Source organism: Rhizobium sp. CNPSo 3670, from assembly GCF_057784555.1.
Genome location: NZ_JBXSOL010000050.1, coordinates 1 through 24,991 on the forward strand (window position 1 = coordinate 1; position 24,991 = coordinate 24,991).

At 61.4% G+C, this 24,991-nt stretch carries 23 protein-coding genes and 4 pseudogenes; 10 read left to right on the forward strand and 17 right to left on the reverse strand.

Features of this window, described 5'->3' with window-relative positions; all coding sequences use genetic code 11:
- Positions 1-572 (forward strand): extracellular solute-binding protein (locus tag AC13QO_RS27890; protein ID WP_488542521.1); only part of this gene is annotated, 572 nt, incomplete at its 5' end.
- A gap of 352 nt (positions 573-924) precedes the next feature.
- Positions 925-2,187 (forward strand): DUF3422 domain-containing protein, encoded by a 1,263-nt coding sequence (locus AC13QO_RS27895; RefSeq protein ID WP_488542522.1) that lies wholly within the window; start codon positions 925-927, stop codon positions 2,185-2,187.
- Positions 2,188-2,223: 36 nt separating this feature from the next.
- On the opposite strand, the gene AC13QO_RS27900 is transcribed toward AC13QO_RS27895, so the two are convergent.
- A complete protein-coding gene (locus AC13QO_RS27900) occupies positions 2,224-2,700 on the reverse strand; it encodes a MarR family winged helix-turn-helix transcriptional regulator (protein ID WP_085781716.1) in 477 nt (158 codons plus the stop codon).
- Positions 2,701-2,797: 97 nt separating this feature from the next.
- Between AC13QO_RS27900 and AC13QO_RS27905 the strand changes: the two genes are divergently transcribed.
- Positions 2,798-3,166, forward strand: coding sequence for an antibiotic biosynthesis monooxygenase family protein (locus AC13QO_RS27905; protein WP_085781717.1), 369 nt, complete (start codon positions 2,798-2,800; stop codon positions 3,164-3,166).
- A 122-nt stretch (positions 3,167-3,288) separates the two neighbouring features.
- Here AC13QO_RS27905 and AC13QO_RS27910 read toward each other — a convergent pair whose 3' ends face one another.
- The 6 genes from AC13QO_RS27910 to AC13QO_RS27935 form a co-directional block, all read right to left on the reverse strand.
- The gene (locus tag AC13QO_RS27910; protein ID WP_085781718.1) at positions 3,289-5,433 is read right to left on the reverse strand and encodes a methyl-accepting chemotaxis protein; all 2,145 of its coding nucleotides are present in this window, start codon (positions 5,431-5,433) and stop codon (positions 3,289-3,291) included.
- A gap of 16 nt (positions 5,434-5,449) precedes the next feature.
- Entirely contained in the window at positions 5,450-6,379 is a 930-nt protein-coding gene (locus AC13QO_RS27915) for a substrate-binding domain-containing protein (protein WP_085781719.1), read from the reverse strand.
- Positions 6,380-6,548: 169 nt separating this feature from the next.
- On the reverse strand, positions 6,549-7,433 hold the full coding sequence (locus AC13QO_RS27920) for a carbohydrate ABC transporter permease (RefSeq protein WP_085781720.1): 885 nt from the start codon (positions 7,431-7,433) through the stop codon (positions 6,549-6,551).
- Entirely contained in the window at positions 7,423-8,349 is a 927-nt protein-coding gene (locus AC13QO_RS27925) for a carbohydrate ABC transporter permease (RefSeq protein ID WP_097600620.1), read from the reverse strand. Before AC13QO_RS27925 ends, AC13QO_RS27920 begins: the two co-directional genes overlap by 11 nt.
- A gap of 52 nt (positions 8,350-8,401) precedes the next feature.
- Positions 8,402-9,625, reverse strand: coding sequence for an ABC transporter substrate-binding protein (locus AC13QO_RS27930; protein WP_488542523.1), 1,224 nt, complete (start codon positions 9,623-9,625; stop codon positions 8,402-8,404).
- Positions 9,626-9,674: 49 nt separating this feature from the next.
- Positions 9,675-10,994, reverse strand: coding sequence for an alpha-L-fucosidase (locus AC13QO_RS27935; protein WP_085781722.1), 1,320 nt, complete (start codon positions 10,992-10,994; stop codon positions 9,675-9,677).
- A gap of 210 nt (positions 10,995-11,204) precedes the next feature.
- On the opposite strand from AC13QO_RS27935, the gene AC13QO_RS27940 reads away from it, so the two are divergent.
- Entirely contained in the window at positions 11,205-12,212 is a 1,008-nt protein-coding gene (locus AC13QO_RS27940; RefSeq protein WP_488542524.1) for a LacI family DNA-binding transcriptional regulator, read from the forward strand.
- A gap of 6 nt (positions 12,213-12,218) precedes the next feature.
- Here the strand turns inward: AC13QO_RS27940 and AC13QO_RS27945 are convergent.
- Positions 12,219-12,486 (reverse strand): annotated as a pseudogene (locus AC13QO_RS27945) (type II toxin-antitoxin system RelE/ParE family toxin).
- Between the two features lie 2 nt (positions 12,487-12,488).
- Positions 12,489-12,746, reverse strand: a pseudogene (locus tag AC13QO_RS27950) (CopG family ribbon-helix-helix protein); the annotation flags it as partial.
- A gap of 177 nt (positions 12,747-12,923) precedes the next feature.
- Here AC13QO_RS27950 and AC13QO_RS27955 point away from each other — a divergent pair.
- The 4 genes and pseudogenes from AC13QO_RS27955 to AC13QO_RS27970 form a co-directional block, all read left to right on the forward strand.
- Positions 12,924-13,021 (forward strand): annotated as a pseudogene (locus AC13QO_RS27955) (GntR family transcriptional regulator); the annotation flags it as partial.
- A 256-nt stretch (positions 13,022-13,277) separates the two neighbouring features.
- Positions 13,278-14,291 (forward strand): ABC transporter substrate-binding protein, encoded by a 1,014-nt coding sequence (locus AC13QO_RS27960; RefSeq protein WP_488542525.1) that lies wholly within the window; start codon positions 13,278-13,280, stop codon positions 14,289-14,291.
- A gap of 95 nt (positions 14,292-14,386) precedes the next feature.
- A complete protein-coding gene (locus tag AC13QO_RS27965; protein WP_488542526.1) occupies positions 14,387-15,205 on the forward strand; it encodes an ABC transporter ATP-binding protein in 819 nt (272 codons plus the stop codon).
- An 11-nt stretch (positions 15,206-15,216) separates the two neighbouring features.
- Positions 15,217-16,098, forward strand: a complete 882-nt coding sequence (locus tag AC13QO_RS27970) for an ABC transporter permease (protein ID WP_085781726.1) — start codon at positions 15,217-15,219, stop codon at positions 16,096-16,098.
- Positions 16,099-16,174: 76 nt separating this feature from the next.
- On the opposite strand, the gene AC13QO_RS27975 is transcribed toward AC13QO_RS27970, so the two are convergent.
- Both AC13QO_RS27975 and AC13QO_RS27980 read right to left on the reverse strand, forming a co-directional pair.
- The gene (locus AC13QO_RS27975; protein WP_085781727.1) at positions 16,175-17,572 is read right to left on the reverse strand and encodes a sensor histidine kinase; all 1,398 of its coding nucleotides are present in this window, start codon (positions 17,570-17,572) and stop codon (positions 16,175-16,177) included.
- Positions 17,562-18,230, reverse strand: coding sequence for a response regulator (locus tag AC13QO_RS27980; protein ID WP_085781728.1), 669 nt, complete (start codon positions 18,228-18,230; stop codon positions 17,562-17,564). Before AC13QO_RS27980 ends, AC13QO_RS27975 begins: the two co-directional genes overlap by 11 nt.
- A gap of 206 nt (positions 18,231-18,436) precedes the next feature.
- Between AC13QO_RS27980 and AC13QO_RS27985 the strand changes: the two genes are divergently transcribed.
- Positions 18,437-19,003 carry an isochorismatase family protein gene (locus AC13QO_RS27985; protein WP_085781729.1) on the forward strand — a complete coding sequence of 189 codons (567 nt, stop codon included), beginning with the start codon at positions 18,437-18,439 and terminating at the stop codon, positions 19,001-19,003.
- Positions 19,000-20,010: a GlxA family transcriptional regulator gene (locus AC13QO_RS27990; RefSeq protein WP_085781730.1), complete on the forward strand. Its 1,011-nt coding sequence runs from the start codon at positions 19,000-19,002 to the stop codon at positions 20,008-20,010. The genes AC13QO_RS27985 and AC13QO_RS27990 overlap by 4 nt, the downstream gene beginning before the upstream one ends.
- Here AC13QO_RS27990 and AC13QO_RS27995 read toward each other — a convergent pair.
- The 6 genes and pseudogenes from AC13QO_RS27995 to AC13QO_RS28020 all read right to left on the reverse strand — a co-directional run.
- Positions 20,005-20,343: pseudogene (locus AC13QO_RS27995) on the reverse strand (carbohydrate-binding protein); the annotation flags it as partial. The gene AC13QO_RS27990 and the pseudogene AC13QO_RS27995 overlap by 6 nt on opposite strands.
- A 156-nt stretch (positions 20,344-20,499) precedes the next feature.
- Positions 20,500-22,827, reverse strand: a complete 2,328-nt coding sequence (locus AC13QO_RS28000; RefSeq protein WP_488542527.1) for a PAS-domain containing protein — start codon at positions 22,825-22,827, stop codon at positions 20,500-20,502.
- Between the two features lie 231 nt (positions 22,828-23,058).
- Positions 23,059-23,478, reverse strand: a complete 420-nt coding sequence (locus AC13QO_RS28005; RefSeq protein ID WP_085781732.1) for an HD domain-containing protein — start codon at positions 23,476-23,478, stop codon at positions 23,059-23,061.
- Between the two features lie 5 nt (positions 23,479-23,483).
- Positions 23,484-23,810, reverse strand: coding sequence for a DUF2934 domain-containing protein (locus AC13QO_RS28010; protein WP_085781733.1), 327 nt, complete (start codon positions 23,808-23,810; stop codon positions 23,484-23,486).
- 81 nt (positions 23,811-23,891) lie between these two features.
- Complete coding sequence (locus AC13QO_RS28015; RefSeq protein ID WP_488542528.1) at positions 23,892-24,248, reverse strand: hypothetical protein; 357 nt, start codon at positions 24,246-24,248, stop codon at positions 23,892-23,894.
- 107 nt (positions 24,249-24,355) lie between these two features.
- Entirely contained in the window at positions 24,356-24,646 is a 291-nt protein-coding gene (locus AC13QO_RS28020) for a hypothetical protein (protein ID WP_097600515.1), read from the reverse strand.
- Between the last annotated feature and the right edge of the window lie 345 nt (positions 24,647-24,991).

Below are 24,991 nucleotides of genomic sequence, written 5' to 3' on the forward strand. Positions count from 1 at the left end.
AGGAAATGTGGGGTGCGGCCGGCGGAACCCAGTACAAGAACATGGGTGACGAATTCGTCAATGGCAATGTCGTGACCTATCTGGCCGGCAACTGGATGGTCAATCCGTTCCAGAAGAAGATCGGCGACGGCTTCGAGTGGACGGCGATCAGCGCGCCTTGCGGCGATGCCGGCTGCTATGCAATGCCCGGCGGCACGGCAATCGTCGGCTTCAAGCGCACCAAGTATCCGCAGGCCGTCGCCTCGTTCATCGAGTTCCTCGGCTCTGAAAAGGTGCAGCGTGAAATCGCCGAAAATTACGTCATCCTGACCGGCGCCGACATCAAGGATCCGCAGTACAAGCTCGACAGCAAGAACGCCAAGGAAGCCATGGCCGTCTTCCTCGCGGCCCGCGACAGCGCGCCGCAGGCCGCCCGCGATCTGGAACGCCTCAAGGGATCGGGCGCCATCTATCAGCTGATCGTCCAGCGGATGAGCCAGCTGATCGTCGGCGAGCTTTCTCTCGAAGACACTTTCAAGGCGATGAGCGCAGACGTCGACAAGATCAACGTGACGCTCGCCGCCAACAAGTAACCGGCCGCGCCTGTCTCCCACAGATTGCGCGCCGCATCAGCCACGACCTCGCAACGGGCCGTGGCTGATCGTCTTTTGGCCATGCTTCGGCTGATCCTTCGGCCGATCCGTTGATCGCGAAAGAGATCGGATTGTCGCCGGCATCGCGCCGGACCGCCGTTACCGTACAGCGGAGCAAGTTCCAGAGTATTGCCGCCCGATCAAGTATATTCAGGCAGTCTTACACATTCGGCGGAGAAGTCGTCGTGACACGTGCCGTGAGAGAGGCTATAGGCCTGGTAGTCAGTTCAAAACGCCGGCAATCCCGGTCACGTCAGCCGTCGATCCGTCTACCATCTAGAGGTGCATTCCCATGCCGATCGGTTCCGAGCATCCGCTGCGCAGGGAGTTGCATGACGAACTGCATGCGCGGCCGTCGCTTTACTTCGATGGCGACACCGATGTCTGGCATGTCGCCATCGTCGGCGACAACGGCTCGCCTCCGCTGCCGGTTTCCCTGCCGGGATTGAAGGACGTCTCGACCACTCTCGGAGGCAACCACGGCATCGGCCGCTTCGGTGACGGCCGGCTGAAATGGGAGGCGCATACCGAGTTCCTCACCCTCACCTTCGTCACACCTGCAGCCTCTGCGCCCGGTAGTCATCCGCCCGAGGCTTTCAGGGCCTGCTGCGACAGGATCAACGGAAAGGTGATCGCCGCCGTCCGGGTGCTGGTGCGCGACGAGAAGGACGGACTGGCTCTCGAAAAACCCATGCTCGACTATGTCGCCTCCAAGGTCGGCGGCGGCGATGCCGAAGTACATTCGAATTTCCGCCTTAGCGACAGCGGTTTCGTCGAATTCCTGTTCTTCAACCGCAATCTCAACGCCTATCGCACCGGCCGGATGGTCCGGCGCGTCCTCGAAATCGAGACATACAGGATGATGGCGATGCTGGCGATGCCGATGGCGCGCGAGACGATCTCCCAGCTGTCGGCCTTCGACCGGCGCCTCGATCTCCTGATCACGCACATGCAAAGCGCCGTAAAAGTTGACAAGGCGCTGCTTTCCGAAGTGACAAGGCTCTCTTCCGACGTCCTCAACTTCTCTGCGCTGGCGCGCCACCGGTTTGGGGCGACGAAAGCCTATGCCGAGATCGTCGCCAGCCGGGTCTCAGAGCTGCGCGAGGAACGCGTCGAGCAGCGCCAGCGGATCGGCACCTTCATCGGACGGCGCTTTCAGCCGGCCGTCCGTTCCGTGCATGCCGCAGAGCGCCGCCTCGATGAGCTCGCCGAACGGGTCAGTCTCGCCGGCGATCTGCTCAGAACCACCGTGCAGGTTCAGCTCGAGGATCAGAATGCTTCTCTGCTCACCTCCATGGAAGAGAGGGCGCGCATCCAGGTGCATATCCAGCAGGCGGTCGAAGGCTTCTCGGTCATTGCCATCACGTATTATACCGTTGGCCTTGCCAAGATCTGTCTCGAAAGCATTTCCGAACTGGGCGTCGATCCGCATATGACCAAGCTCGCCGTGCTCGCAGCCATCCCTTTGGTGCTCTTTGCCGTCTGGACCGCCGTTCGCCACGTTCGCCGGAGCATCGCCGGCGCACCGCATAGCGCGGTACACGGAAGCCACTGAAGCCGCGTCGGGCACACAGCCTGCCGCAGACCGACCTTAGGCCTCTTCACCAACCTCTTCGCTTCCTTCCAGCTTGTGAAGAAGCGTTTTAATGACGCGGTGCGTCGTCTCGATCTCCACAACCTCGAGGCCGTCAGCGAGACCACTCGCCCATGGAGCTTGGAGGCGCATGGCCGCCTTCTGGGTGTCTCGTCCCTTTTCCGTCAGCACGACGAGCTGCGCCCGCCGGTGATGGGGGTTGGCTGCAAAAGCGACGAGCCCCTCCTTCTCCAGATCGTTGACGATGCGCTGCACGTTCTGGCGGTTGGCTCCCATGTCGCGCGCAAGCCAGGCGACTGGCTGCGGACGTTCCGAGGCTGCGATTGTACCGAGAACATGCCAGCGCGCACTCGTCAGCCCGAGACTGGCGACGAGCTTGTCTCCTGATGTCAGCATCCGGTTGTTCAGTCTGAACAGGTCAAGGACGAGAGCGGTCAACGCAGATCCGGCGGCGGTTCGTTCGGGTTCAGCCATTTGGCACCATGCGGTTTAATTGACATCATAGTGTCAATTAATTATGTTTCCATCATGTCGAATTGACACCATAGAACCATATAGAATGGAGCAAGTCATGTCACACATTCGTCCGATGGACCCCGCCTTCCCGATCAACCGGCAAATCGAGCTCGAAGCCTCCCCGGTCGTGCTCATCAATCTTTTCACTCTCGACAAGGCGGACGAGGCCAGATTCCTCGAGGTCTGGCAGGCCGACGCCGCCTTCATGAAGCGCCAGCCCGGCTTCATCTCCACGCAGCTGCATCGCGCAGTCGGCGAAAACCCGACCTACTTCAATTACGCCGTCTGGGAATCGAACGCGCATTTCCGGGCCGCCTTTATCCATCCCGAGTTCAGAGCCAAGAGCTCAGCCTATCCGTCGTCGGCAATCGCGTCACCGCACCTCTTCCAGAAGGTCGCGGTCGCAGACATCTGCGTCGCCTAACCCAGCGCCGTCTTCAGGATCATGACCTTAAGTCAGCTTGAGTTTTCGCCTTTCCATGAACTTCACCCTTTCCCGCCGGTTTGCTCCGGCGGGAAAGGTCAAGCGTTCGTGCAGACGGACGGTCAGGACGCCATTGCGTAGTGCCGATGCTCTGTCGCCCGGCCGCCGCGCGTCCTGAACCGCCGCAGCAATTCGGCAAGGCTCTCGGTTTCCTGCGTCAGGCTCTGGGCCGCGGCCGTGGTCTCTTCGACCATCGCGGCGTTCTGCTGCGTGACCTTGTCCATCTGGTCGCCGGCGGCCGAAACCTCGCGCAGGCTGGTGGCCTGCTCGCGGGCGGCCACCGCGATCTCAGCGACGGTCGCATTCATCGCGGTCACCTGCTCGACGATCTGTTCGAGCGAGACGCCGGATTCGCCGACGAGATCGACGCCTGTCTTGACCTGCATCGACGAGGTGGAGATCAGTTCCTTGATCTCCCTTGCCGCATTGGCCGAACGCTGCGCGAGCTCGCGCACTTCCTGAGCGACGACGGCAAAGCCTTTGCCCGCTTCACCGGCTCGCGCAGCCTCGACGCCGGCATTCAGCGCCAGCAGGTTGGTCTGGAAGGCGATCTCATCGATGACGCTGATGATGTTGCCGATCTTCGACGACGAATTCTGGATTTCCGTCATCGCAGCGATGGCGCGGGAGACGATCTCGCCGCCCTTTTCAGCGTTGGTGCGGGCGGTTGCCACTACCGCCTGGGCGCGGCTGGCGCCCTCGGCCGTTCCGTTGACGCCGCGGGTGACGTCGCCGAGGGCTGCAACGGTTTCCTCCAGCGAAGCCGCCTGCTGCTCTGTGCGGCGGGCAAGATCGTTGGAAGCGGTGGAGATTTCGGCAAGGCCGGAGCGGATGGTGGTGACCGCGCGGATGACCGAGTCGACCGCTTCTTCAAGGCTCGCGACCGAGCTGTTGAAGTGATCACGGATTCGGACATAGCGATGGTCGACTTCACCGACGCGGACCGAGAGATCCCCCTTCGAGAGCGCATCAAGCCCAATCGAAATCTGGTGGAAGGCATGTTCCATCACCTGCGCATCGCTGAGACGCTCGGCTTCCTGGCGCAGCCGCTCTTCTTCGGCCGCCAGACGCGCTCGCTCGGCATTGGCTTCGGCGATCAGCTTGGCGCGGCCGGTCTCCTGGAACACCTTCAGCGAACGCGCCATGGCGCCGAGTTCGTGCCGGTGCTCGACGCCCGTGATCACGATGGCATCGTCGCCGCGGGCAAGCTGTTCCATGGACTGTGCGATGCCGCGCACCGCTGAGGAAATCAGGCGACCGACGAAATAGGAAAGCACGAGGCCGATGACGATCAACAGGCCGCTGATGACAAGCGTCGTGCTGGTGGCCGAGGCAACTGTTGCTTCGACCGAGCCGTCGAGGTTCTTCTGCGCGCCTGTCACGGTCGCCTGCAGGTCCTTGAACTCGCCTGCGATCTTCGGCGCCAAAACGTTGAGCTGCGTCTGGCGGATATTGCCGGAGGTCTGCAGCACCTCCTTCATGTCGCCGAGGCGCGCGGTGTAATTCTGCATGAGCTGGCCGGCGCCCATCAAACGCTTCTTCTGCAGCTCGTTCTTGGCGGCCTTGGCGGCGGCGTCATTCAGCGCCACCGCCTGGACAAGCGCTGCCTGCGCCGTGTCATAGGCGGCAAAATCGTCCGAATGCACGAAGCGCTCGGAGAAATAGAGGCTGCGGTTCAGGGCTTCCAGCGTTTCTGCCGTCATGTGCAGCAGGGCGACATCGTTCTGGCGCCAGGCGCTGCGCATGACGTCGTTGAGCGCGATGCTGGTCCAAGGGCCGAATTCGGTGACCTTGGAGATCAGCAGGTCGCGCCGGGCCTGAAGGGCGACGATCTGTTCGAAGGCCTTGCCGTAGGCAGCGATATCCTGGCGGATCATCGCTAGGCCGGACTGCAGCTCCTTATTGCCGACAAAACGCGGATCGTCCGCCTCGAAAGCCTTCACGCCGGCACGGAAACTGTCGACAACAGCCTGCGTCGGCGTCGAGCGGAAGGCTTCGGCCGACATCTGGATCTCGTGCAGCTGGTCGCTGTAGTCCGAGATGGCGAGGCTCTGGCCTGCCGTGGCGCGATAGGAGGCGAAGATGGCGGCAAGCCCGTTCATGCCGGAGATCGCGCTGACGGTGAGCAGGCTCATCAGAAGGATCAACGGCACGAAGCCGGAAGTGATCTGCGCTCGGATGCCGAATTTATTCCAGAAATGCAACATTATAGGCCTCTTATGCTCACTGGCTCTTCGGCAGGTATGTGGAGATGTTCTCAGGTGTGACGAGTTCGAAGGGAACGTTGTTTTCGCGCGGCACCTTCTCCTTGTTGACGAGCTTCACGGCGGCGTCGACCGCCGCGGCACCTTGTCCGACAGCGCTCTGGAGAATGGTCACGTCGAGATCGCCGGCCACCATCGCGGCTAGCGCATCGTCGGTCGCGTCGACGCCGGCGACAACGACATCCTTCATCGGCATGCCGGCCTTCTTCATGGCGCGGATCGCGCCGAGCGCCATCTCGTCATTGTTGGCGATCACGGCGTCGAACTTGACGCCCGCCGAAAGCCATTCCTGCATCTGCTGGTCGGCATAATCACGCGACCAATAGGCCGCCTGCCGCTCGACGATCTCAAGACCCTTGCACTCAGGCGTTGCGATGACATCCGATATGTCCTGGGTGCGGGCGCGGGCGGCTGCGTGGAAGGGCTCGCCCATCAGCACGACGACGCGGCCCTTGCCCTTCAGAAGCGCGCAGACCTGCTTCGTCTCCAGCGTGCCGGATTCCTTCTCATTGGAGGCGACCACCACCTGATTTTCGGGGAGATCGAGCAGGTTGGAAGGGACGTTGTTGATGTAGACAAGCGGGATGCCGGCATCCGCCGCCATCTTGGTCATCTGCGGCCCGAGGTCGCCGTCGGAAACGGCCAGGATGATCGCATCGACCTTGTCGGCAATGAGCTTCTGGACCTGCTTCTTCTGCAGCTCGTTATCACCCTTGGCGTTTTCGGTGACGAGCTTGAGGCCGGAGATCGTCTCGCCGTGATTGACGACGCCGTTGAGAAGCGCCGTCCTGAATTTGTCGAGATCGGACATCGAAACGCCGATCGTCTGCGCATTCGCAACAGTGACCGACATCGCCAGGGCGATGGATGCAAGCGTAGCCGTCTTCATGAATTCCCCTGCGCAATCCGGATTTGGAATGCGTTATTTCAAATCTTGGTTAAATTTTACTTTTCGCCCCGAAGCGAGAAATTAACGCACGATCTTAAGTCGCCAAGCGGCTGGACTTGGGCGGATCAAGCCGAACTTGATGCGACGGCATCAAGTCATTGTTTTCACTTCAGCGCCCGCCGAAGCCGGAGCCGACGGTGATGCCCCTGTAGATCACCCTCTGCAGCACGATCGCGAGAACGACGCCCGGAACCATGGATATCGTCGCGCCGGCCATGATGTAGTTCCAGGAGGTGCCCTGCTGCGTCTGGAACAGAGTGAGCCCGAGCGGCAGCGTTGCCTTGTCGAGGCCGCTGGTGGCGATCAGCGGCCAAAGGAAGCTCTTCCACTGCGCGATGAAGGTGAAGAGCGAGAGCAGGCCGATCGCCGGCATGGCGAGCGGCACGATGACCGTGATCAGGATGCGCAGGCGCGACGCCCCGTCCATCATCGCCGCCTCGTCGAGATCCTTGGGAATGCCGAGGATGAACTGCCGCAGCAGGAAGGTGCCGAAAGACGAGAAGGCGACCGGCAGAATCATGCCGTGATAGGTGTTGATCCAGCCGAGCTTGCTGACGACGAGAAAGAGCGGGATGACCAGCATCACCTGCGGGATCATCAGAGTGCTGAGATAGGTGAGCAGCAGCACTTCCCGTCCGGGGAACCGCAAGCGTGCAAACGCATAGGCGGAAAGGCAGGAAACCACGAGTACGATCCCGGTCACGCCGCAGGCGACGATGAAGGAATTCATCAGGAACGTGCCGAAGGGCAGCGAAACCAGCGCCTCGACGAAATTGCCCCACTGATATTCCTCCGGCAGGATGCGGACCGGCACGGCCAGCACCTCGGTATTGGAGCGCACCGCGTTCGACACCATCCAGAAGAAGGGGAAGAGGAAGAGCAGCGCGATCAGCGACAGGCCTGCATAGCTGATGAAGGTGCCGATCCGCCGCAGGATGCGATGCCGGCTCTGGGACTGGGAATGCGGATGCCGTGAGGTCGCTTCAGTCGTCATAATGCACCCATTTGCGCTGCATGTGGAACTGCAGGATGGTGAGGCCCATGATCATGACGAACATCACCCAGGCAAGCGCCGAGGCATAACCCATCTGGAAATTGGTGAAGCCCTTCTGGTAGATGGCGAAGCCGAGGGTCGCCGTCGCCGAGCCCGGGCCGCCGCGCGTCATGGCGAAAATCTCGTCGAAGACCTGGAGCGATGTAATGGCCGTCATGACGGTGGCGAAGAACACCGTCGGCGAGATGAGCGGCAGGCGGATGCGCCAGAAGCGCCGCCACGGACCCGCCCCGTCGATCATCGCCGCTTCGAGATAGTGTTTCGGCACCAGGTCGAGCGCAGCGTTGAACATCACCACGTTGTAGCCGACATTGGCCCAGAGCGTGACGAGCACGACCGCCTGCATCGCCCAGCTGGAACTCAGCAGGAAATTCGGCAGGCCGAGGCCGAGCCACCGGATGACGCTGTCGGCGAGCCCGTCCGGCGTAAAGATCAGCAGCCACACCACGGAGGCTGCGATCGTCGGGGTAAAGGTCGGCAGGAAGAAGATCACCCGGAAGATCGCCTTGCCGCGCTTGAGGCTCGATATCCAGACCGCCAGCGTCAGCGACACGATGATATTCACGGCCAGATATTCGACGGCGAAGAACAGCGTATTGCCCAATATCGTGTAGAAGGCGGGATCGACGGTGAAGAGCTTGATATAGTTCTGAAAGCCGACGAAGGACGGCGTCGTCAGCAGCTGCCAGTTGGTGAAGGACAGCGCAAGCGACGCCAGGATCGGCAGCGCCATGAAGATCATGAAGCCAAGGAAACTCGGCAGCAGGAACAGCATGGCCGTCTGCGTCTCGGGCTTCAGGAAGCGCCTGGGCTGAGCGGGTCGCAGGCCGATTTCGGCAACGGCGCTTTCCGACATCTTTTCCTCCATGCGGGGCAGCTCCCGCCGCCGAGCTCTAGCGCGACACGCTCTATTGCTGCGCGAGGCTCTGGATGGTTTCCATCGTCTGCTTGGCGTCGGCGCTGCCGCCAAAGGCGGGCGGAAAATACTGGTTGAACAGGTTTTCCACCGCCGCCCAATTGTTGGTGATCGCATAGGGCACCGAATGCGCAAGCGAATAATCGAGCGCCTCGCCGCCATTGGTGATGTCCTTGGCCGCCACCTTGTACCAGGAGGATTGCGAGGCCGTGCGGGCGGGCAGCGCACGGCCCTGTTCAGCGAGATATTGCAGCGCTTCGGGGCTCGTCGGCACCTGGATCGCCTTCCAGGCCGCATCCTTGTTCTTGCTCGTCGTGGCAATGCCGAAACCGGAGCCGGCCGTGACCGCGGCAAGGTCCTTGTCGTTCTCGCGGGGCAGGGTGGTGAGGCCGATCTTGAACCTGGCTTTGTCCTTCATGCCGATGATCGACCAGGGACCGTCGATATACATGGCGACATTGCCCGAATTGAACCGGCCCTGGATGACCGTTCCGGCATCGGCGCTCGATGGCACCAGCGGCGCGATCTTGTCCTTTGCGGCAAAGCCGATCACCCTGTCGGCAGCGCCGATGGCGCTCTGATTGGTAAGGTCGAGTTCTCCTGAATCATTGACATATTTGTCGCCCCAGGCCGAGGCGAGGACCGAATAGTTCTGGGGCGTGATGCCGAAACCGTATTTGCCGTCCTTGGTGAGTTTCTTTGCGGCGTCGGTGAATTCGGCGAGTGTCCAGCCCGGCTTCGGCAGCGGAATGCCGGCGGCTTCCAGCGCATCCTGGTTATAGTAGATGACCCATGGACCGACGTCATAGGGCAGGCCGTAGAGCTGCTTGTCGACGGACATGCCGCCGATGATGGAGGGCGTGAAGGCGCCGACATCGAACTTGTCGGCCGCGATCCGGTCGTTCAAAGGTTCGAGCAGCGAATAGAAATTCGGCATGCGCAGCGACTGCATGGAAACGATGTCGGCGAGCTGACCGGATGCAGCCAGCACCGGCAGCCTGGTCCAGTAGTCGACCCAGCCCGTCGTCGTCAGCGTTACCTTGATATCGGGATATTTGGCGGTCACCATTTCGGCCAGGTGCTGCCAGCCCTTGGTGTCGGCATCGGAACCGCTCCACATCTGCCAGGTCAGGTTGATCTGCTCGGCCGATGCTGCTGTAGCAAAGAGGCTGCCGCCGATTGCGGCAAGCAAAAGCGTTTTCTTCAGAACCTTCATGGGTTTCTCCTCCCTCCATGACGCAATGAACACGCGAATGCGACCGAGTTCACGCCTTGAGGATGATCTCGATCACCGGGACGGTAACGTCAGGTCGCCGGACCGGCAGTTCGAGTGTGATCATGCCCTCCGGCACCATCACGCCGATATTGGAATCCACTTCCTTCGTCTGGCTGAGCCAGCGCACCTCGCTGGCGTCGTGCAGGAACTGCGCATAAGCGATCCTGTCGGCGAGGCCTTCGATATGGATGTGGCGATAAGGCCAGTTATAGACATGCAGATAGAGGCGGTTGCCGCGCTGCGTGTAGCGGCAGCCGGCCGGCACCGGAAGTTCGGACGGGCCGGCGCCATAGATGGAGCGCGCATTGACCTCCATCCAGCGCTGGTAGACCTCGAGCGCCTCGATGGCGCGGGCATCGAAAGTGCCGCGGCCGGTCGGGCCGACATTCATCAGCAGGTTACCGCCGAGCGAGACGGAATCGATCAGCAACTGGATGATCTGTTCCGGGCTCTTCCAGCTATCCTCGTCACGGTGATAGCCCCAGGAACCGCTGAAGGTGTGGCAGGCTTCCCAGAGCACTCCCTGGCTGGCGATGGCAGGCGCCACGCGCGGCGTGTATTGTTCCGGCGTTGTGATGTCGGGCAGCTTGCCCGGTGGCAGATCAAGACGGTTGTTGACGATGATTTCCGGCTGCAGCTCGCGCACCAGCTCCAGCAACTTCTCGCTCTCCCAGTCGGCGCGCCCCTTGCCGGGCAAGCCGCGATACTCGCGGCGGGGATAGCTGAAATCGAACCAGATGATGTCGACGCGGCCGAAGTCGGTCAGAAGCTCGCGCACCTGCTCGCGCATATAGGCAGCGTAATTGGCGATGTTGCGGCCGGCATTCAGCGACTCGGCTTGCGGATGATTGCGCAAGGGGTGGTGGACGTCGATTGGAAAATCCGGATGGTGCCAGTCGAGCAGCGAATAGTAGAAGCCGATCTTCAATCCTTCTGCGCGGAAGGCCTCGACGAGCGGCGTCAGCAGATCCCTGCCGCAGGGCGTGTTTGGCGCCTTGTAGTCGGTGACCTTGCTGTCCCACAGGCAGAAACCCTCGTGATGCTTGGTCGTCACCACGACATATTTCATCCCAGCGAGACGCGCGCGGCGCGCCCACTCCTTGGGATCGTAAAGATCGGGATCGAAATTGTCGAAATAGCGTTGGTAGTGATCGTCGGTGAGCTCTTCGCGGTTTTTCAACCACTCATGCCGCGCTCCAAGAGCATAAAGCCCCCAATGGATGAACATGCCGAGGCGGTCATGACTGAACCAGGCATGCTTACCCGCTCCCGGCATCGAATTTTCCGGCTGGCGCTCCGAACTCGTCACAGGATTCTCCTCCCTGTTTTTCCGGGCTCAACTTCATGTCGAACCGGTTCGGTGAGTGAACATCCTCCTTGATCCAGCCTCTGTCAAGCTAGAATTCACAACTCGTAAATCCCTTAGCAATTTGCCCGTCAGAACATGCATTTCGCCGTGTTCTGTTGCATAGACGAATAAAATATGACAAAAGAAAGCTGTAGAACCGGTTCGACACACATGACGACCATACGAGATGTCGCGCGCCTGGCGGGGGTTTCGATCTCGACCGTCTCGCTCGCGCTCAACAGCCCGAGGCGGGTCGGAGCCGAGACGCTCGACCGCATCCAGCAGGCGATAACCTCGACTGGCTACCGCATCGACCCCGTGGCCCAGACGCTGGCGCGGGGGCGCAGCTCGCTCATTGGTTTCGTGTCGGCCAATCTCAGCAACATGTTCTTCGGCGACATCCGCCGCGAGATCGAACATCAGGCGCTCGACCACGGCTATTTCGTGCTGATCGCCGACTCCTCCGGCCGGGCCGATCTCGAACGGGCGCTTCTGGAGCGGCTGCAGGCGCAGAAGATCGCAGGCATCGCCTTGGCGGCAAACGGACGCGGCGAGGAATACGCAACCTTCCTGCGCGCCTTCAAGACGCCGATCGTGATGTTCGACCAGAAGGTGGAGGGCGCCGAGCGCGACTTCGTCGGCTCCGACAATCCGCTGACGACGACGATTCTGACCGAGCACCTGCTGCAACTCGGCCATCGGCGCATCGCCTTCATCTCCGGCCCGAGCGGCCTGCACACCGCCGACGAGCGCCTGAAGGGCTTCGTGGACACGATGGCCGGCGCCGGCGTCGACGTCGACCCGTCGCTCGTGGTCGAGGGCGGCTATACCAGGAGCGGCGGCCATACGCAGGCGATGCGCCTGCTCACCCGCCGCGACCGGCCGACCGCCATTATCGGCGCCAACAACATGACCGGGCTGGCAACCCTGCAGGTGATGCAGGAAATGGGCTTTCGCTGCCCCGACGACGTCTCGCTGGCAATGGTCGACGACGTGCCTTGGAGCAACGTCATCACGCCCCGCATCACCATGGTCGTGCAGGATGCTCAGAAGCTCGGCCAATTGGCGGCACAGCGCCTGCTGGCCAGGATCGCAAGCCCCGAAGCCGCCGCCGAGCCGCCGCAGGATTTCATCCTGACGCCGAGATTCGTGCGCGGGGAGTCGACAAGGCGGCTGTAAGGGCTTCTACCGATCCTCACGCGTATGCCAAAGCCGCAATACGTAGATCGTCGACTGCTGGATTTCGTAGGGTAGCTCATAACGGCCAACGAGAATGCGGCGGACCTCACGAGGATCTAACTCCTAAAGCCGTTCACCAAGACGCGGCTGTTCGAGCATTCGTGCGGGGGCTGCCGTCAGTGCTTGCACAGTTCGGGCAGCGGTCGACGGGGGAGAGAAAGTCGTACAAGCGGGCAATGTCCGAGACCGCTTTGCTCGTCCACTTGACTTCCACCAACGGGACAACGAAATCGGCGCGTCGCCATCGAGACTATTGGCCCAGGCTTGAAGAGACTGGTGATCGACAACGTTGCCGCTATCCACGTCGGCCAACGCCTCAAGCTTCAAACGCCGGCGCTCCTCTTCCTGGTCAATCCATGCAGTCAGGGCCTGCTTGACGATCCAGCCCCGCGAACGTTCGAGCCGAGATGCGAGCTGATCGACCTTCTGCGCAAGCGCCAATGGAACATGGGCCGTCAGAACTTTGGTCTCCATCGAAAACTCCTCATCATCAACCATCTATAATCATAGCGATCAATTTTGATTTCATCCAAAACTATAGATCATGACGTCCGACTGAGGCTTGCCGGCAGGCTGACGCAACGTTGAGGTCGTCACAAATACAATGCCGAATTTTCATTGCCCAAAGCAGTCGAGGAGGAAAAACGGCTGGACGATCAGCCCGCCCGCAATGCCATGCGCGAGCATCTGGTCGGCAGCCAAGCAAGATATCGCAACCTGCTCAAGATCTGCGAAGCTTTACCAGCTAAGGCCGGCGCAAAAAGCTGCAACTGTTCTGACATCTCCAAACCAATCGCCATCCCAGCCGCTGCGCGCAAATCTGCTGACCCGTTTCACAGCCGCGTTTATTGTAAAACCCATGCGCACCCGCATCGGCGTGATGTTTGGACTGCGGCTGAAAGCTAGTTGAAAGCTTCGACGTCTTAGGAAAGGGCTGCATCGTGGAGGAGACACGGCCAAGGTGACGAGACGACGATGCGGGTAAACCATCAGGAGGAGATTTCCATGCGTTCTTCACGCAACCTTTTTCACACCGTCGCTTTTTCCGCGCTTCTTACTGCAGCATCATTCACGGCGAGCGCCGCCAGCGCCGCCGACAAGATCACCATCATGGTCGGCGGCTATGAGAAACAGATCTATCTGCCCGCCAAGCTCGCCGAATCCCTCGAATACTTCAAGGATGAGGGTCTAGACGTCGAACTGCTGAACGAAGCAGCTGGCGTCGATGCCGAAAACCAGCTGCTGGCCGGCGCCGTCCAGGGTGTCGTCGGCTTCTATGACCACTGTGTGGATCTTCAGGCCAAGGGCAAGTTCGTCGAATCCATCGTCCAGTTCAGCCAGGCGCCGGGCGAGGTCGAGATGGTTTCGAGCAAGCACCCGGAGATCAAGTCGCCGGCCGACTTCAAGGGCAAGAGCCTCGGCGTCACCGGTCTCGGCTCCTCCACCAACTTCCTCACCCTGTTCATGGCCTCGAAGGCCGACCTAAAGCCCGGCGACGTCGTCACCGTTCCGGTCGGCGCCGGCGGCACCTTTATCGCCGCTATGCAGCAAGACCAGATCCAGGCCGGCATGACAACGGAACCGACGATTTCGCGCCTGATCAAGACAGGCGAAGCCGGCGTGCTCGTCGACATGCGTGCGGTCGAGTCGACCCGTCGGGCGCTCGGCGGCACCTATCCGGCCGCTTCGCTCTATATGGAAGCCTCCTGGGTCGACGCCCACAAGGAAGAGGCGCAGAAGCTCGCCAATGCCTTTGTCAAGACGCTGAAGTACATCAACACGCATTCTGCCGCCGAGATCGCGGACAAGATGCCGAAGGATTTCTACGTCGGCGACAAGGACGGCTACGTCAAGGCTCTCGACGCGGGCAAGGGCATGTTCACGCCTGACGGTGTCATGCCGGAAGATGGTCCGAAGACGGTGCTTGCCGTGCTCTCGGAGTTCTCCAAGAACGTCAAGGGCAAGCAGATCGACCTTTCCAAGACCTACACGACGGAATTCGTCAAGAACGTCAAGTAACGCGTCGCGCCGCTTTCGGCTGCGACCGGAAGCGGGCGTCCGATTGGTCCATGGGCATTGCGTGCACGCGCCCAAAGCACGCCTCAGGTATCATCATGCAACAGGATAATAAGCAGATCCCGGCGATCGAGCTGATCAATGTCAGCCGGCGTTTCGTCTCGCCGACCGGCAAATCCCTCACAGCACTTCGCGATTTCAACATGACGGTCGCCCGGGGCGAATTCGTCGCCGTCGTCGGCCCGACCGGCTGCGGCAAGTCGACGACGCTCAATCTTGTGACGGGCCTCGCACGCCCGAGCGCCGGCGAAGTGCGGCTGATGGGTGGTCCGATTGCCGGCATCGACCCGCGTGTCGGCTTCACGTTTCAGACGGATGCGCTCTTCCCCTGGAAAAACGTGATCGAAAACGTCATGGCCGGCCCGCTGTTTCGCGGCAAGTCACGCGCCGAAGCGGAACAGAGCGCCCGCGACTGGCTGGCCCGCGTCGGCCTGTCGAAGTTTCTCCACCACTATCCCCATCAGCTTTCGGGCGGCATGCGCAAGCGCGTCTCGCTGGCACAGACCTTCATCAACGAACCTGAGATCCTGCTGATGGACGAGCCCTTTTCGGCGCTCGACGTGCAGACCCGCACGGTCATGCACGAAGAACTTCTGAAGCTCTGGGCGGAGCGCAAAGCCTCGGTGGTGTTCGTCACCCACGATCTCGAAGAGGCCGTGGCGCTTGCCGACAAGGTCTATGTGCTCACCGCCGGTCCCGCCACGGTCAAATCGGTCTACCCGATCGACCTTCCCCGCCCGCGCGTGGTGTCGGAGATCCGCTACGAGCCGAGCTTCATCGACTACTGCAAGACGATCTGGGAAGACCTGCGCGAAGAGGTCGAGACCAGCTACCGCCGCGCAAGCGAAGCGGCCTGACGGAGGATATCATGGCAAGCACGACTTTCGAGGCCGGTTCGGCCACCCTGTTTCGTCCGGGCACGTCAGATGCCGAGATCGAAGCCTCCGCGCTGAAGGCGATACGCCGGCGCAACACGCTCGTACGCTTCTGGCAGATCGCCATCCTGGTCTTCGTGATCGGCATGTGGGAGCTCTCCTCCAACATGCAATGGATCGATCCGTTTTTCTATTCGAGCCCGAGCGGCGTGCTTGAGCGTCTCTATGAATGGGCGACCGAAGGCACCACCGAAGGGTCGCTCTGGTATAATCTCTGGGTGACGATGGAGGAGGCGCTGATCGGCTTCTTCGCAGGCTCGATCACCGGCGTTTTCGTCGGCATCGGCCTCGGCCGCAACCGCTTTCTGTCCGACATTTTCTCCGTCTACATCAAGGCGATCAACTCGATCCCCCGCGTGGTGCTGGCCCCGATTTTCATCATGATCATGGGTCTCGGCCTACCGTCCAAGGTGGCGCTTGCGTTCATCATGGTGTTCTTCGTCGTCTTCGCCAACGCGTTCCAAGGCGTGCGCGAAGCCGACCGCAACATGATTGCGAATGCCCGCATCCTCGGCGCATCGGACTGGCAGGTGACGCGCACGGTTGTCATTCCCTCGGCGATGAGCTGGATCTTCGCCAGCCTGCACGTCTCCTTCGGCTTTGCGATCATCGGCGCAATCGTCGGCGAATTCGTCGGCGCCCGCTTCGGCATCGGCCAGTTGATCTCGATCGCAAAGGGCACCTTCGATGCCGCCGGCATGTTCGCGGCCATTCTCCTCGTCATGGTCGTCACCCTTGTTGCCGAATACATCATGACGCTGATCGAAAACCGCCTTGCGAAATGGCGTCCGCAGCAGCAGCTCGATACGCAGTAATCCGCCTCCTCCCAAGGCAGATCGAAGCGAAGGCCGGGCGCGATGCCCGGCCTTATTCATTTGATGTGTCGCCTGTTTAAAGCCGAAGCCGCACCGTCACGACGAGGCCGCCGCCTTCAGCAGCACCGAGCGAAACCGAACCTCCGGCGCCTTCGACGACCTCGCGCACGATCGAAAGGCCCAGACCGCTTCCTTCACTTTCCGTTCCCATGATCCGGTAGAACCGTTCGAAAACCTGCTCGCGCTCCTCTTGGGGAATACCCGGCCCGTTGTCTTCGACGGTGACGACGGCACTGCCGCCCGCCTGACCGACGGCGACGGTCACCCGTCCATCGGCTTTGCTATAGCGGATTGCGTTGTCGATGAGGTTGACCAGCATCTCGCGCAGCATCGTCCCGTCGCCTTCGACGATAACGGGGCGGTCCGCCTCCAAACCGAGATCGATGTTGCGCTTGAGCGCCTCTTCGGCATAGGTCTCCAGGATCTCCCGGGCAGCCTTGCTGAGATCGGTCGCATCGCTGCGCGGGCGGCGGCTGCCGGGCTCGGCCCGCGACAAGGTCAGAAGCTGGCTGGCCAGGCGCGAAATCTGCCGCGTGCTGGTGCGCAGGGCAGCAAGCGCCTCGTCGCGGCGGGCTGCATCGTCTTCGCGGGACGCGACACTCGCCTGCGTCGAAATCAGCGCGAGCGGCGTCCTCAACTGATGCGCCGCGTTCGATACGAAGCGCCGCTGTGCGGCCATCTGACTCTGGACGCGCTCCATATAATCGTTCAGTGCATGGACGAGCGGGCGTAGTTCGATCTGAACCATCTCCGGCGGCAGCGGATCGAGACGGTTGCGCCCTCGCTTTCGTACCGCGTCCCGCAGTCTGAGCGCCGGCGCAAGGCCGCGCTGGAGCCCTAGGATGGTCACCAGGCTTGCGAGAAAGACGAGCACGAACTGCTTCGAAAAATCCGAAAGCCACAACTGTCTTCGCATCGCATATTGGCTGTTATGCGTCACGGCGACGGTCACCGAGATCGTGCCGTCGTTGGGAAGACCGACGACCGGATGATCGAGCATCAGGACGCGCACATCGGCGCCGTGGAAGGCGCGATCCTCGCCGGCGCGCTGGACGGCCGGCAGCGGCAGATCGGGAAAGCCGCTCACCAGATTGCCCCAGGCGGTGATGACCTTGTAAAAGACACGGTCGCCGAAGCCGGTATCGAACATCTCGAGCGCGGCCGGCGGCACATCCACCTGAACATTGCCGCCCTCGTCGACGCGCACCGCCTCGGCGATGACGCGCGCCGAGGCGAGGAGCGTTCGATCCGTCACCAGCTTTGCCGTCGCGTCGGCCGACCAGAAGCTGTCGTAGAGATTGAAGGCGATGGCGCCGAAGAGCGTCAGCAGGACCCAACAGAGCAGTTGCACCCTCAGACTCTGGCTGAGCCGCACGATCGTTCCGCCGGCCTTTGTCACGACACTATTGGACATGTCTGAGGAGATAGCCGAGCCCGCGCAGCGTCGCGATCTGAACCGAACTGTTCTCGAGCTTCTTGCGCAGCCTGTGGACGTAGATTTCGATGGCGCTGGGATCGGCCTCGTCGTCGAAACCGAAGACGCTTTCGGAGAGGGCGGCTTTCGAGACCGTGGTGCCGAGCTTCATGACGAGCTGTTCGAGAACGGCATATTCCCGCGGCGTCAATTGCAGCGGTTCGTCGGCGACGAAGAACTGCCGCGTCCCGCCGGAAAAACGCAGGTTCCCGACGGTGATCTCGGAGGATGCCCGGTCCTGGCCGCGGCGCACCACGGCACGGATCCTCGCCTCGAGTTCAGCGATTTCGAACGGCTTGGCGAGATAGTCATCGGCGCCGCTGTCGAGCCCGGCCACACGGCCGTCCAGGCTCGCATTCGCAGTCAGGATGATGACCGGCAGCTTGCTGCCGGACTGTCTCAGCCGCTTCAAAAGCGTCAGCCCGTCAAGCTTGGGCAGCGAAAGGTCGAGGATCATCGCCGAATATTCCGCCACCTTGAGCAGATGCTGGGCGTCCTCGCCGTCATAGGCAAGGTCGATAGTGTACTGCGCCTGCCGCAGGGCTTTGCCCAGCCAGGCCGCCAGATCCTTGTTGTCCTCCACCACAAGCAGTCTCATCCAACCCCCTTAACACGTGCGGAGGGCTTGGCGGAAGCGTGCGCATGCAAGGCCGGCAGGCGTCGGATATCGCCTTCCCCTCCGGCGTCAATCTCATTCATGGCATCCATTGGCGCGAATTGTCCGCTATTTGTCCAGTGCGGGCATTTTCCTGTGGCTTGAGATTGCCGAATATGGCTTCATCATCAACATCCAAGGAGCAAGAAATGTCCGGCTATGATACCATTCTTCTCGTCATCGACGCCCAGGAGTCCTTCCGGCAGCGTGATTATTGGGATGAAAGCCTCGCACCCGCCTATATTGAACGCCAGCAGGCTCTGATCGACGGCGCAGAAGCCCGCGGAATACCCGTCATCCAGATCTTTCATGTCGATGGACGCGGGCCGTTTTCAGAAGGCTCGGGCTTCGTCAGAACGCTCGCCCCTCTCAGGATCGCTCCCGACGCCACCTTCAGGAAGAGCCGTCATAGTGCACTCGTCGGTTCCGGCCTCGACGTGTGGCTGACCGAGAATAGCGTTCGCCGCATCATCGTCTCCGGCATCCGCACCGAACAGTGCTGCGAGACCACGACCCGTCATGCCTCGGATCTCGGTTATCAAGTCGACTACGTCGGCGACGCGACCCTGACCTTCCCGATGACCGACGCATCGGGACGCACATGGAGCGCCGGGGAAATCCGGGGCCGCACGGAACTGGTCCTGTCGGGCCGTTTCGCCCGGATCGCCACCGTCGAACAGGCGCTGGCGGGGCGCGGAGAGCAACTCGCGGCATGACTGATACAGCGCAGCCCTTCGATATCCCGGTCTTCGCAGTCGTGCCGCCGCGCGTGCTGCTGCTCGACATCGCCGGTCCGATCGAAGTGCTGCGCAAGGCGAACCTCGAACAAAAGGCAGTCCGTTTCAGCGTCACCTACGTCGGTCCGTCGGCAACCGTTGGCAGCTCGATCGGCCTTGCGGTGACTGGTGTCGCCGCCTTGCCGGAGCGATTGCCCGATCGTGCGCTTGTGGTCATCGCCGGCAGCGCCGACGCGCCGATGGAAAACAATGGTCCCTGGGACGAAAAGGAGCGTGCCTCCCAGGCCGCGATCGTCGCCTGGCTGAAGCGGGCCATTCGCCCGGGCGTTCGGCTGGCCTCGATCTGCTCGGGCGCCTTGCTCGCCGCCGAGGCCGGAATGCTCGACGGCCGCGAATGCACCACCCATCACGGCTGCATGGAGGACTTGGCAAGGCTTGCGCCGACCGCGCGCATCCGGGACAATCGGCTCTACGTCGAGGATGGGGAGCGCCTCACGAGCGCCGGCATCACCGCCGGCATCGACCTCATGCTGCATATCGTTGCCGAAGCGGCGGGACATGCCTGTGCGCTTGCGGTGGCGCGCTATCTCGTCGTCTATCTCAGGCGCGGCGGCTCGGATCCGCAGCTTTCGCCCTGGCTCGAAGGCCGCAACCATATCCACCCGGCCATCCATCGTGTTCAGGATGCAGTCGCCGCCGATCCTTCCCGCGACTGGTCGGTAGCCTCGCTCGCGCGCCTCAGCGGCGCCAGCCCGCGAAACCTCTCACGGCTGTTCAACGAACATACCGGCATGAGTGTCACGGATTTCGTCAACCGCATGCGCGTAGCACTCGCCCGGGAGATGCTCGCCGGCTCAAGGCTGGATATGGAGGCCGTGGCAATGCGCGCCGGCTTCGGCTCGGCCCGGCAACTCCGTCGCGCCTGGAACCGCCTGCATGACAGCCCGCCGAGCGCGGCCCGGACGAAACCGGCCCCGGGCTCATAGAGAAAGAGGAAGGGGCGCGCGCCCGACCTCATCATCGATGCCGAAGGTTGCAGCGCCGGCCACCTCCGTTCCCCAGATTTCGATCTGCGTCAGCGCCGGAAAGGGCAAGATGTCCTCGGCCCTGATGAGGCCGTGTAGTTCAACCCATTCGACTATGCAAGGCTCGATGGAAAAGCCCTGCGCCGCGCCGGATTTGACGAGCGGGAAACGAGAGGTCTTGCCGCTCGAGAAGGTGACGCTCACCTCTTTCCACCAGGAATCATGCGGGAAGTCTGCGCGAAAGTAGAAGACAATTTCATCGACGCGGACCGGCTTGCCGAACTCCACCGTCAAACGATATCAATGCGCTGGTCGCCGAGATCAAGGCACAGCGCGCCGGCCGTCAGGTCACGACGCCGGAGGAGATCCGCGCTTGGCGCGATGAAGGCCAACGCTTCTGATGGCCTTTTTCAACGCCTCCGCCAGCGGGCCTGATTCCCGCCTCCTTGCCTAGCGGGCAGCAGCAACGCGCAGTTCATCCGACATCTCCGCGCCGATCGGAATCCGAAGTGTAAATGTCGTGCCGTTCCCACGACTGCTTGCCACTTCTATTGATCCGCCGTGAAGTTCGATGATCTGCTTGACGAGATTAAGGCCGATGCCAGTGCCGGCAATGCCGGTGGAACTTCTGGCGCGGAAATAACGCTGGAACATCTTCGGGAGGTCATCGGCGTCGATGCCGATGCCTTCGTCGCGGACAGTGATGCAAACGCTGTCCCCTTCCTGCCATCCGGTGACGTGGACGTTTGGAGAGTCCGGCGCATATTTCACGGCGTTCGAGAAGAGATTGCTGAAGACCTGGTCGAGCGCAGGATGATCCCCATAAATGGTCGAAGGAAGCCGATCGAGGTCGAGGAGAAAACGGTGGGTGCGCCGGATGCTCTCCTGGCGGGCGCCGCAGATTTCGATAATTTCCGCGATCGAGCACGGCTTGTGCACGATATTGATCCTTCCGTGGTCCAACCGCCCGGCAGCAAGGATACTTTCCATCAGTTCGAGCATGCGCGAAACCGAACCGCGGATCTGATCGGCTTTTTCGCAAAGAAACTCCGGCGTCGCTGCCTCTTTGCGCCGGATGAGCCGTTGCGCCGCGCCGTCGATCACCGCAAGCGGGGTGCGAAATTCATGCGACGCCATCGAGACGAATTGCCGCTGCAATTCGTTGATCTGCTTTTCCTGTTCGAGCATGCGTTCGAGCACTTCTGTCTGCCGCGCCAGCTCGACCGTGCGGGAGCGCACCATCTCTTCAAGCGTGTCGCGGTGCTGCAGCAATGCCTTTTCGGCGCGCTTGGCCTCGGTGACGTCGACGACAGCCATCAGCGATGCCGCCTGACCCTTGTAGTTCAGGCAGGTGGAATAGACGGTAACCTCGATGGCCGTGCCATCTCCCTTGAGATGGCGGGAAGAGTGGGACGAGGCAGGATCCTCGACATCGAAAACGACGCCCTGCGGCGGGTTACTTTCCTGCGCCTCGATATCGGACAGCCGCATCGTCAGGAATCGCTCCAGACGATAGCCGTAGTGATCGATGGCAGCCTGGTTTACGTGGAGAAATCTCGACGTTTCATGATCGTAAACCCACATCGGCATCGGGTTGCCTTCGAACAGAAGCCTGAACGACGCCTCCTGCATTTTAAGGTCGGTAATATCGACACGTATGCCGACACTGCCGCCTTCTGAGATCTGGCGTTCTTCGATCCGTATCCAGCGGTTTCCGGGTAGGCGCTGCTCGTGTTTGCTGGTGGGCTTTGCATGATGGGCCAGCCTCTCCGCCAGCCATTCCTCCTCGCGCCCGACCGCTTCCGGATATTGGCCGCGTTCGAGACCAGCACGCAGGCGGTCTTCGAAGCGCATGCCTTTCACGAGCATATCGCCGCTTTCGGCGTAAAGCTGCTCATATCTCTGGTTCCACAGGACGAAGCGGTCTTCCTCGTCGAACAATACGAGGCCCTCGGGGACGACTTCGAAAGCCGCCAGAAGACGTGCATGCGCCGCCCGCGCCTCCTGCTCAGCGCGTTCTGCCTGGACATGCGCCTTCGCAAGAGCTTTTTCAGCCTGCCAAGCCTGCGTGATGTCCTCATGGGTCGATACCCAGCCGCCGTCCGACGTGCGCTGATGATAGCCGCGGATGATCTGGCCCGACTTGAGTTCCTTGATCCAGTCTCGGGGCGTATCGCCCCTGTTGGTCGCTTCGGCCCAGGCGAGATATTCCGAGGTCGAGGTGGCGGGAACGGCGCCGACCCCCTGTCTCAGCTTGAGTATGTCTTCGAGTGACTGTCCCGGATGGATGACGGAGGGATCAAGTCCGTAGACTTCGGCATAACGGTTGTTTGAAAGCAGCAGCCGGCCGGCCTCGTCGAACAGGCAGACGCCTTGTCCCATGCTGGCAAGCGCCGTATCGAGTTGCTCGTTGCGCCGCCGCAGGTCCGCCTGGACTGCGCCGAGCTCGATATGTCGGTTAATGCGGGCGACGAGCTCCGCGGCGGAGACAAGATTGGAAACGCAATCGACAGCACCGGCGGCAAGCGCTCCGATCCTGCCCTCCTCATCCTCCGGCGAGACCACGATGATGACCGGAATATCACACGTTATGGGGTTTGATTTGAGACGCCGGCAGTCTTCGAGACCGCGTCCCTCCGGCGACAGGGCGTCCAGCAGAATGAGCGCCGGCAGCGGTCTTTTGACGGCCAAATCGTGAAACTCAGCTCGATCGAGGTGAAGGCGCAGCACGATACCATGCCGCTCAAGGGCGTGACCGACGCCATGCAGGCCTGCCAACGTGCTATCCATTGCCAAGATTGTGTGCAATTCGCCGGACACGACCGTTCCCGCTTCGTCCACATGGACGCGACTATAAGTCGTACGGGTTAACACGCCCCTCACCCCAGGTCGGCGCCAGGGTGCGCCACGTTCTATGGTTGAAGAACGGTTGCGGGCGACGCGGAAAATACCAGGTGAAGCAAGACGACCCCGGCAGGACATTCCTTGAGATTTCGGCGTCGCCCAGACCTAGCGTTCGTTCCGGATGTCGTGCAGGAGATCCAGACCGCGCTGGTATTTTTCGGTTTTCTCGCCGGCTTGTTCGGCCTGTCGGAGATTGTCTTCAAGGTCGGCCTGTTTGACTGGCAGGGCCAGCGGATTCGATGCGGCGCGTCTGACGAATTCGTCATCAGTCTCCTCGGACCGCCGTGTCAAGGCATCCACCGCGGAGATGATCGCCGGCGGGAAGCCATCCTCCCTCAACCTGTCGAGCGTCCAGCCGCTGCCTTTCTCGGCGACGTCGTGAAGATAGGCGACCGTTCGCGCCTCCTCTCCCGACACGAGAAGCGCGACCCGCTGGCAATGCTCGAAGAATGGCCGGCCGGTCTTGTCCACCTGCCCTTCATGCGCCTCTATGGCGATTTGCATGGCATGGTCGAGATGCTGCATCGCGGTTACGGTCCTTCGGTCCTTCTGATTTTCCGCCGGGAAGGCTTCTCTCCCGTTGTTATCTCGATATCGGGTGTCGTCGCCCCGGCAACTTGAGCAAGGCCGGCTTGCGGCGGGTCGAGGTCACCGCTTTCCCCGGCTCCTTGAAGCAAGGCCGCATCATCTCTGTCGTCTTGATCAAGCAGGTCTTGCAGCGTCTCATGCTCGTCTTCGCCAGCCAGCTCGTCGCAGGCCTGCATCCAATGACGCAGGTCCGAACCTTCAGGGCGACCTTCGGCTTCCCAGATTTCATAGGCGCGCCGCCGTATCTGCTCGTGTTTGTCTATGGCCATGATCTTCTCCAGTTTCGACCTGACCTTGCAGCGTTCGTCTGGCTCCGGCGCTCCCGACGGCTCTCAGCGCAGCTTCGTCTTTCAAGGCGTGTTGATGGTGGGAAGAAAATCTTCCACTTGCTTGCGCTCATCCTTTGGGAGGGTCTCCACCCGCTCTTTCCAGAAGCTTTCGGCCGCCGGGGGATCCTCCTCCCATTGGCGAACAGTGGTGATGTTGTCATCAATTTTGGACCGGCGGCGCCCGCCGAGGCTGAGATACTCCTTCGCGAGTTTCAGGCTTGGTGTCTCAGTACCGCTATCGCGATCAACCGTCGAACGCGCGTTGCGTCGAGCGGCTTCCAATGCCGCCTGGCGATCGGCCTCGGCTTGATGCGTGTCGAAGGAGCGCGCATCGTCGGTTCCGCTCTCGGGAGACATGTTGGTTGGGGAAGTGGTCATGGATCTCCTTTCGATGCTGTGATCCAATAACCTCCGCCAGCGGCGAGAGTTCCGCATGCTGGCGATTGATTCGGGCGGGCGGTCGAGCCGAACCGTGCTGCCGGCAATCAGTGAACGGCCATGCTCACCATGCGATAAGGGTGCACGGCCTCGAACTGCGAGATCATGGCCGTTGCCTGAAGCAACACACGCTCGGCATTCTCGGGATCGTCGCGAGCGAGTTCGTCGGCATTGACGCGGATTGCTTCCGCCATGTTGTTGGAGAGTACGGCAAAGTGCGTATTGCCTTCGACAAGCGCCTCGCGCGCCGTATCCTCCAGCGTGCGAGCGATATCGACGAAGATCTCCTCGCGTTCCTCGATAGTGAGGTCTTTGATTATATTGGTCTTCTCTTCCATGTCACTCACTCCTAAAGACGTGGGACGGTGATCGAGCTCTTCGAGCCTCGATCGCCTGAGAGCTAGGAACGCCGACATCCGGATTCAAGCCATGTACAGTTTGAACTCGCCTTCGAGCCGAGGGGACGAGATCGTCATTATGCCGAACGCAGGAGCGGGCCTTCTGTTCCCGGGGAGAGCTGCTAGCAGTCGCCGGTAGAGAGTGCTAATTTTTCTCCTGCTCCTCTTGAAATCGAAAAACGCTCGAACCAGATCATTCGCGCAAGGCGCGACTTTGCACCCGGACCTCATCAATCCGGTTCGGCCAGAGCCGACAACGTCGTCATTGTTTGTCTATGGAGGAAG

What these genes read in the sequence shown, in the direction of transcription:
- AC13QO_RS27990 (WP_085781730.1), top strand. Translation starts at nt 19,000, where the DNA reads ATGACTGATACAGCGCAGCCCTTCGATATCCCGGTCTTCGCAGTCGTG.
- AC13QO_RS27920 (WP_085781720.1), bottom strand. Translation starts at nt 7,433, where the DNA reads ATGACGACTGAAGCGACCTCACGGCATCCGCATTCCCAGTCCCAGAGC.
- AC13QO_RS27965 (WP_488542526.1), top strand. Translation starts at nt 14,387, where the DNA reads ATGCAACAGGATAATAAGCAGATCCCGGCGATCGAGCTGATCAATGTC.
- AC13QO_RS27895 (WP_488542522.1), top strand. Translation starts at nt 925, where the DNA reads ATGCCGATCGGTTCCGAGCATCCGCTGCGCAGGGAGTTGCATGACGAA.
- AC13QO_RS28015 (WP_488542528.1), bottom strand. Translation starts at nt 24,248, where the DNA reads ATGACCACTTCCCCAACCAACATGTCTCCCGAGAGCGGAACCGACGAT.
- AC13QO_RS27960 (WP_488542525.1), top strand. Translation starts at nt 13,278, where the DNA reads ATGCGTTCTTCACGCAACCTTTTTCACACCGTCGCTTTTTCCGCGCTT.
- AC13QO_RS28005 (WP_085781732.1), bottom strand. Translation starts at nt 23,478, where the DNA reads ATGCAGCATCTCGACCATGCCATGCAAATCGCCATAGAGGCGCATGAA.
- AC13QO_RS27980 (WP_085781728.1), bottom strand. Translation starts at nt 18,230, where the DNA reads ATGAGACTGCTTGTGGTGGAGGACAACAAGGATCTGGCGGCCTGGCTG.
- AC13QO_RS27985 (WP_085781729.1), top strand. Translation starts at nt 18,437, where the DNA reads ATGTCCGGCTATGATACCATTCTTCTCGTCATCGACGCCCAGGAGTCC.
- AC13QO_RS27900 (WP_085781716.1), bottom strand. Translation starts at nt 2,700, where the DNA reads ATGGCTGAACCCGAACGAACCGCCGCCGGATCTGCGTTGACCGCTCTC.
- AC13QO_RS27975 (WP_085781727.1), bottom strand. Translation starts at nt 17,572, where the DNA reads ATGTCCAATAGTGTCGTGACAAAGGCCGGCGGAACGATCGTGCGGCTC.
- AC13QO_RS27940 (WP_488542524.1), top strand. Translation starts at nt 11,205, where the DNA reads ATGACGACCATACGAGATGTCGCGCGCCTGGCGGGGGTTTCGATCTCG.
- AC13QO_RS27970 (WP_085781726.1), top strand. Translation starts at nt 15,217, where the DNA reads ATGGCAAGCACGACTTTCGAGGCCGGTTCGGCCACCCTGTTTCGTCCG.
- AC13QO_RS27905 (WP_085781717.1), top strand. Translation starts at nt 2,798, where the DNA reads ATGTCACACATTCGTCCGATGGACCCCGCCTTCCCGATCAACCGGCAA.
- AC13QO_RS27930 (WP_488542523.1), bottom strand. Translation starts at nt 9,625, where the DNA reads ATGAAGGTTCTGAAGAAAACGCTTTTGCTTGCCGCAATCGGCGGCAGC.
- AC13QO_RS27910 (WP_085781718.1), bottom strand. Translation starts at nt 5,433, where the DNA reads ATGTTGCATTTCTGGAATAAATTCGGCATCCGAGCGCAGATCACTTCC.
- AC13QO_RS28020 (WP_097600515.1), bottom strand. Translation starts at nt 24,646, where the DNA reads ATGGAAGAGAAGACCAATATAATCAAAGACCTCACTATCGAGGAACGC.
- AC13QO_RS27925 (WP_097600620.1), bottom strand. Translation starts at nt 8,349, where the DNA reads ATGTCGGAAAGCGCCGTTGCCGAAATCGGCCTGCGACCCGCTCAGCCC.
- AC13QO_RS28010 (WP_085781733.1), bottom strand. Translation starts at nt 23,810, where the DNA reads ATGGCCATAGACAAACACGAGCAGATACGGCGGCGCGCCTATGAAATC.
- AC13QO_RS27915 (WP_085781719.1), bottom strand. Translation starts at nt 6,379, where the DNA reads ATGAAGACGGCTACGCTTGCATCCATCGCCCTGGCGATGTCGGTCACT.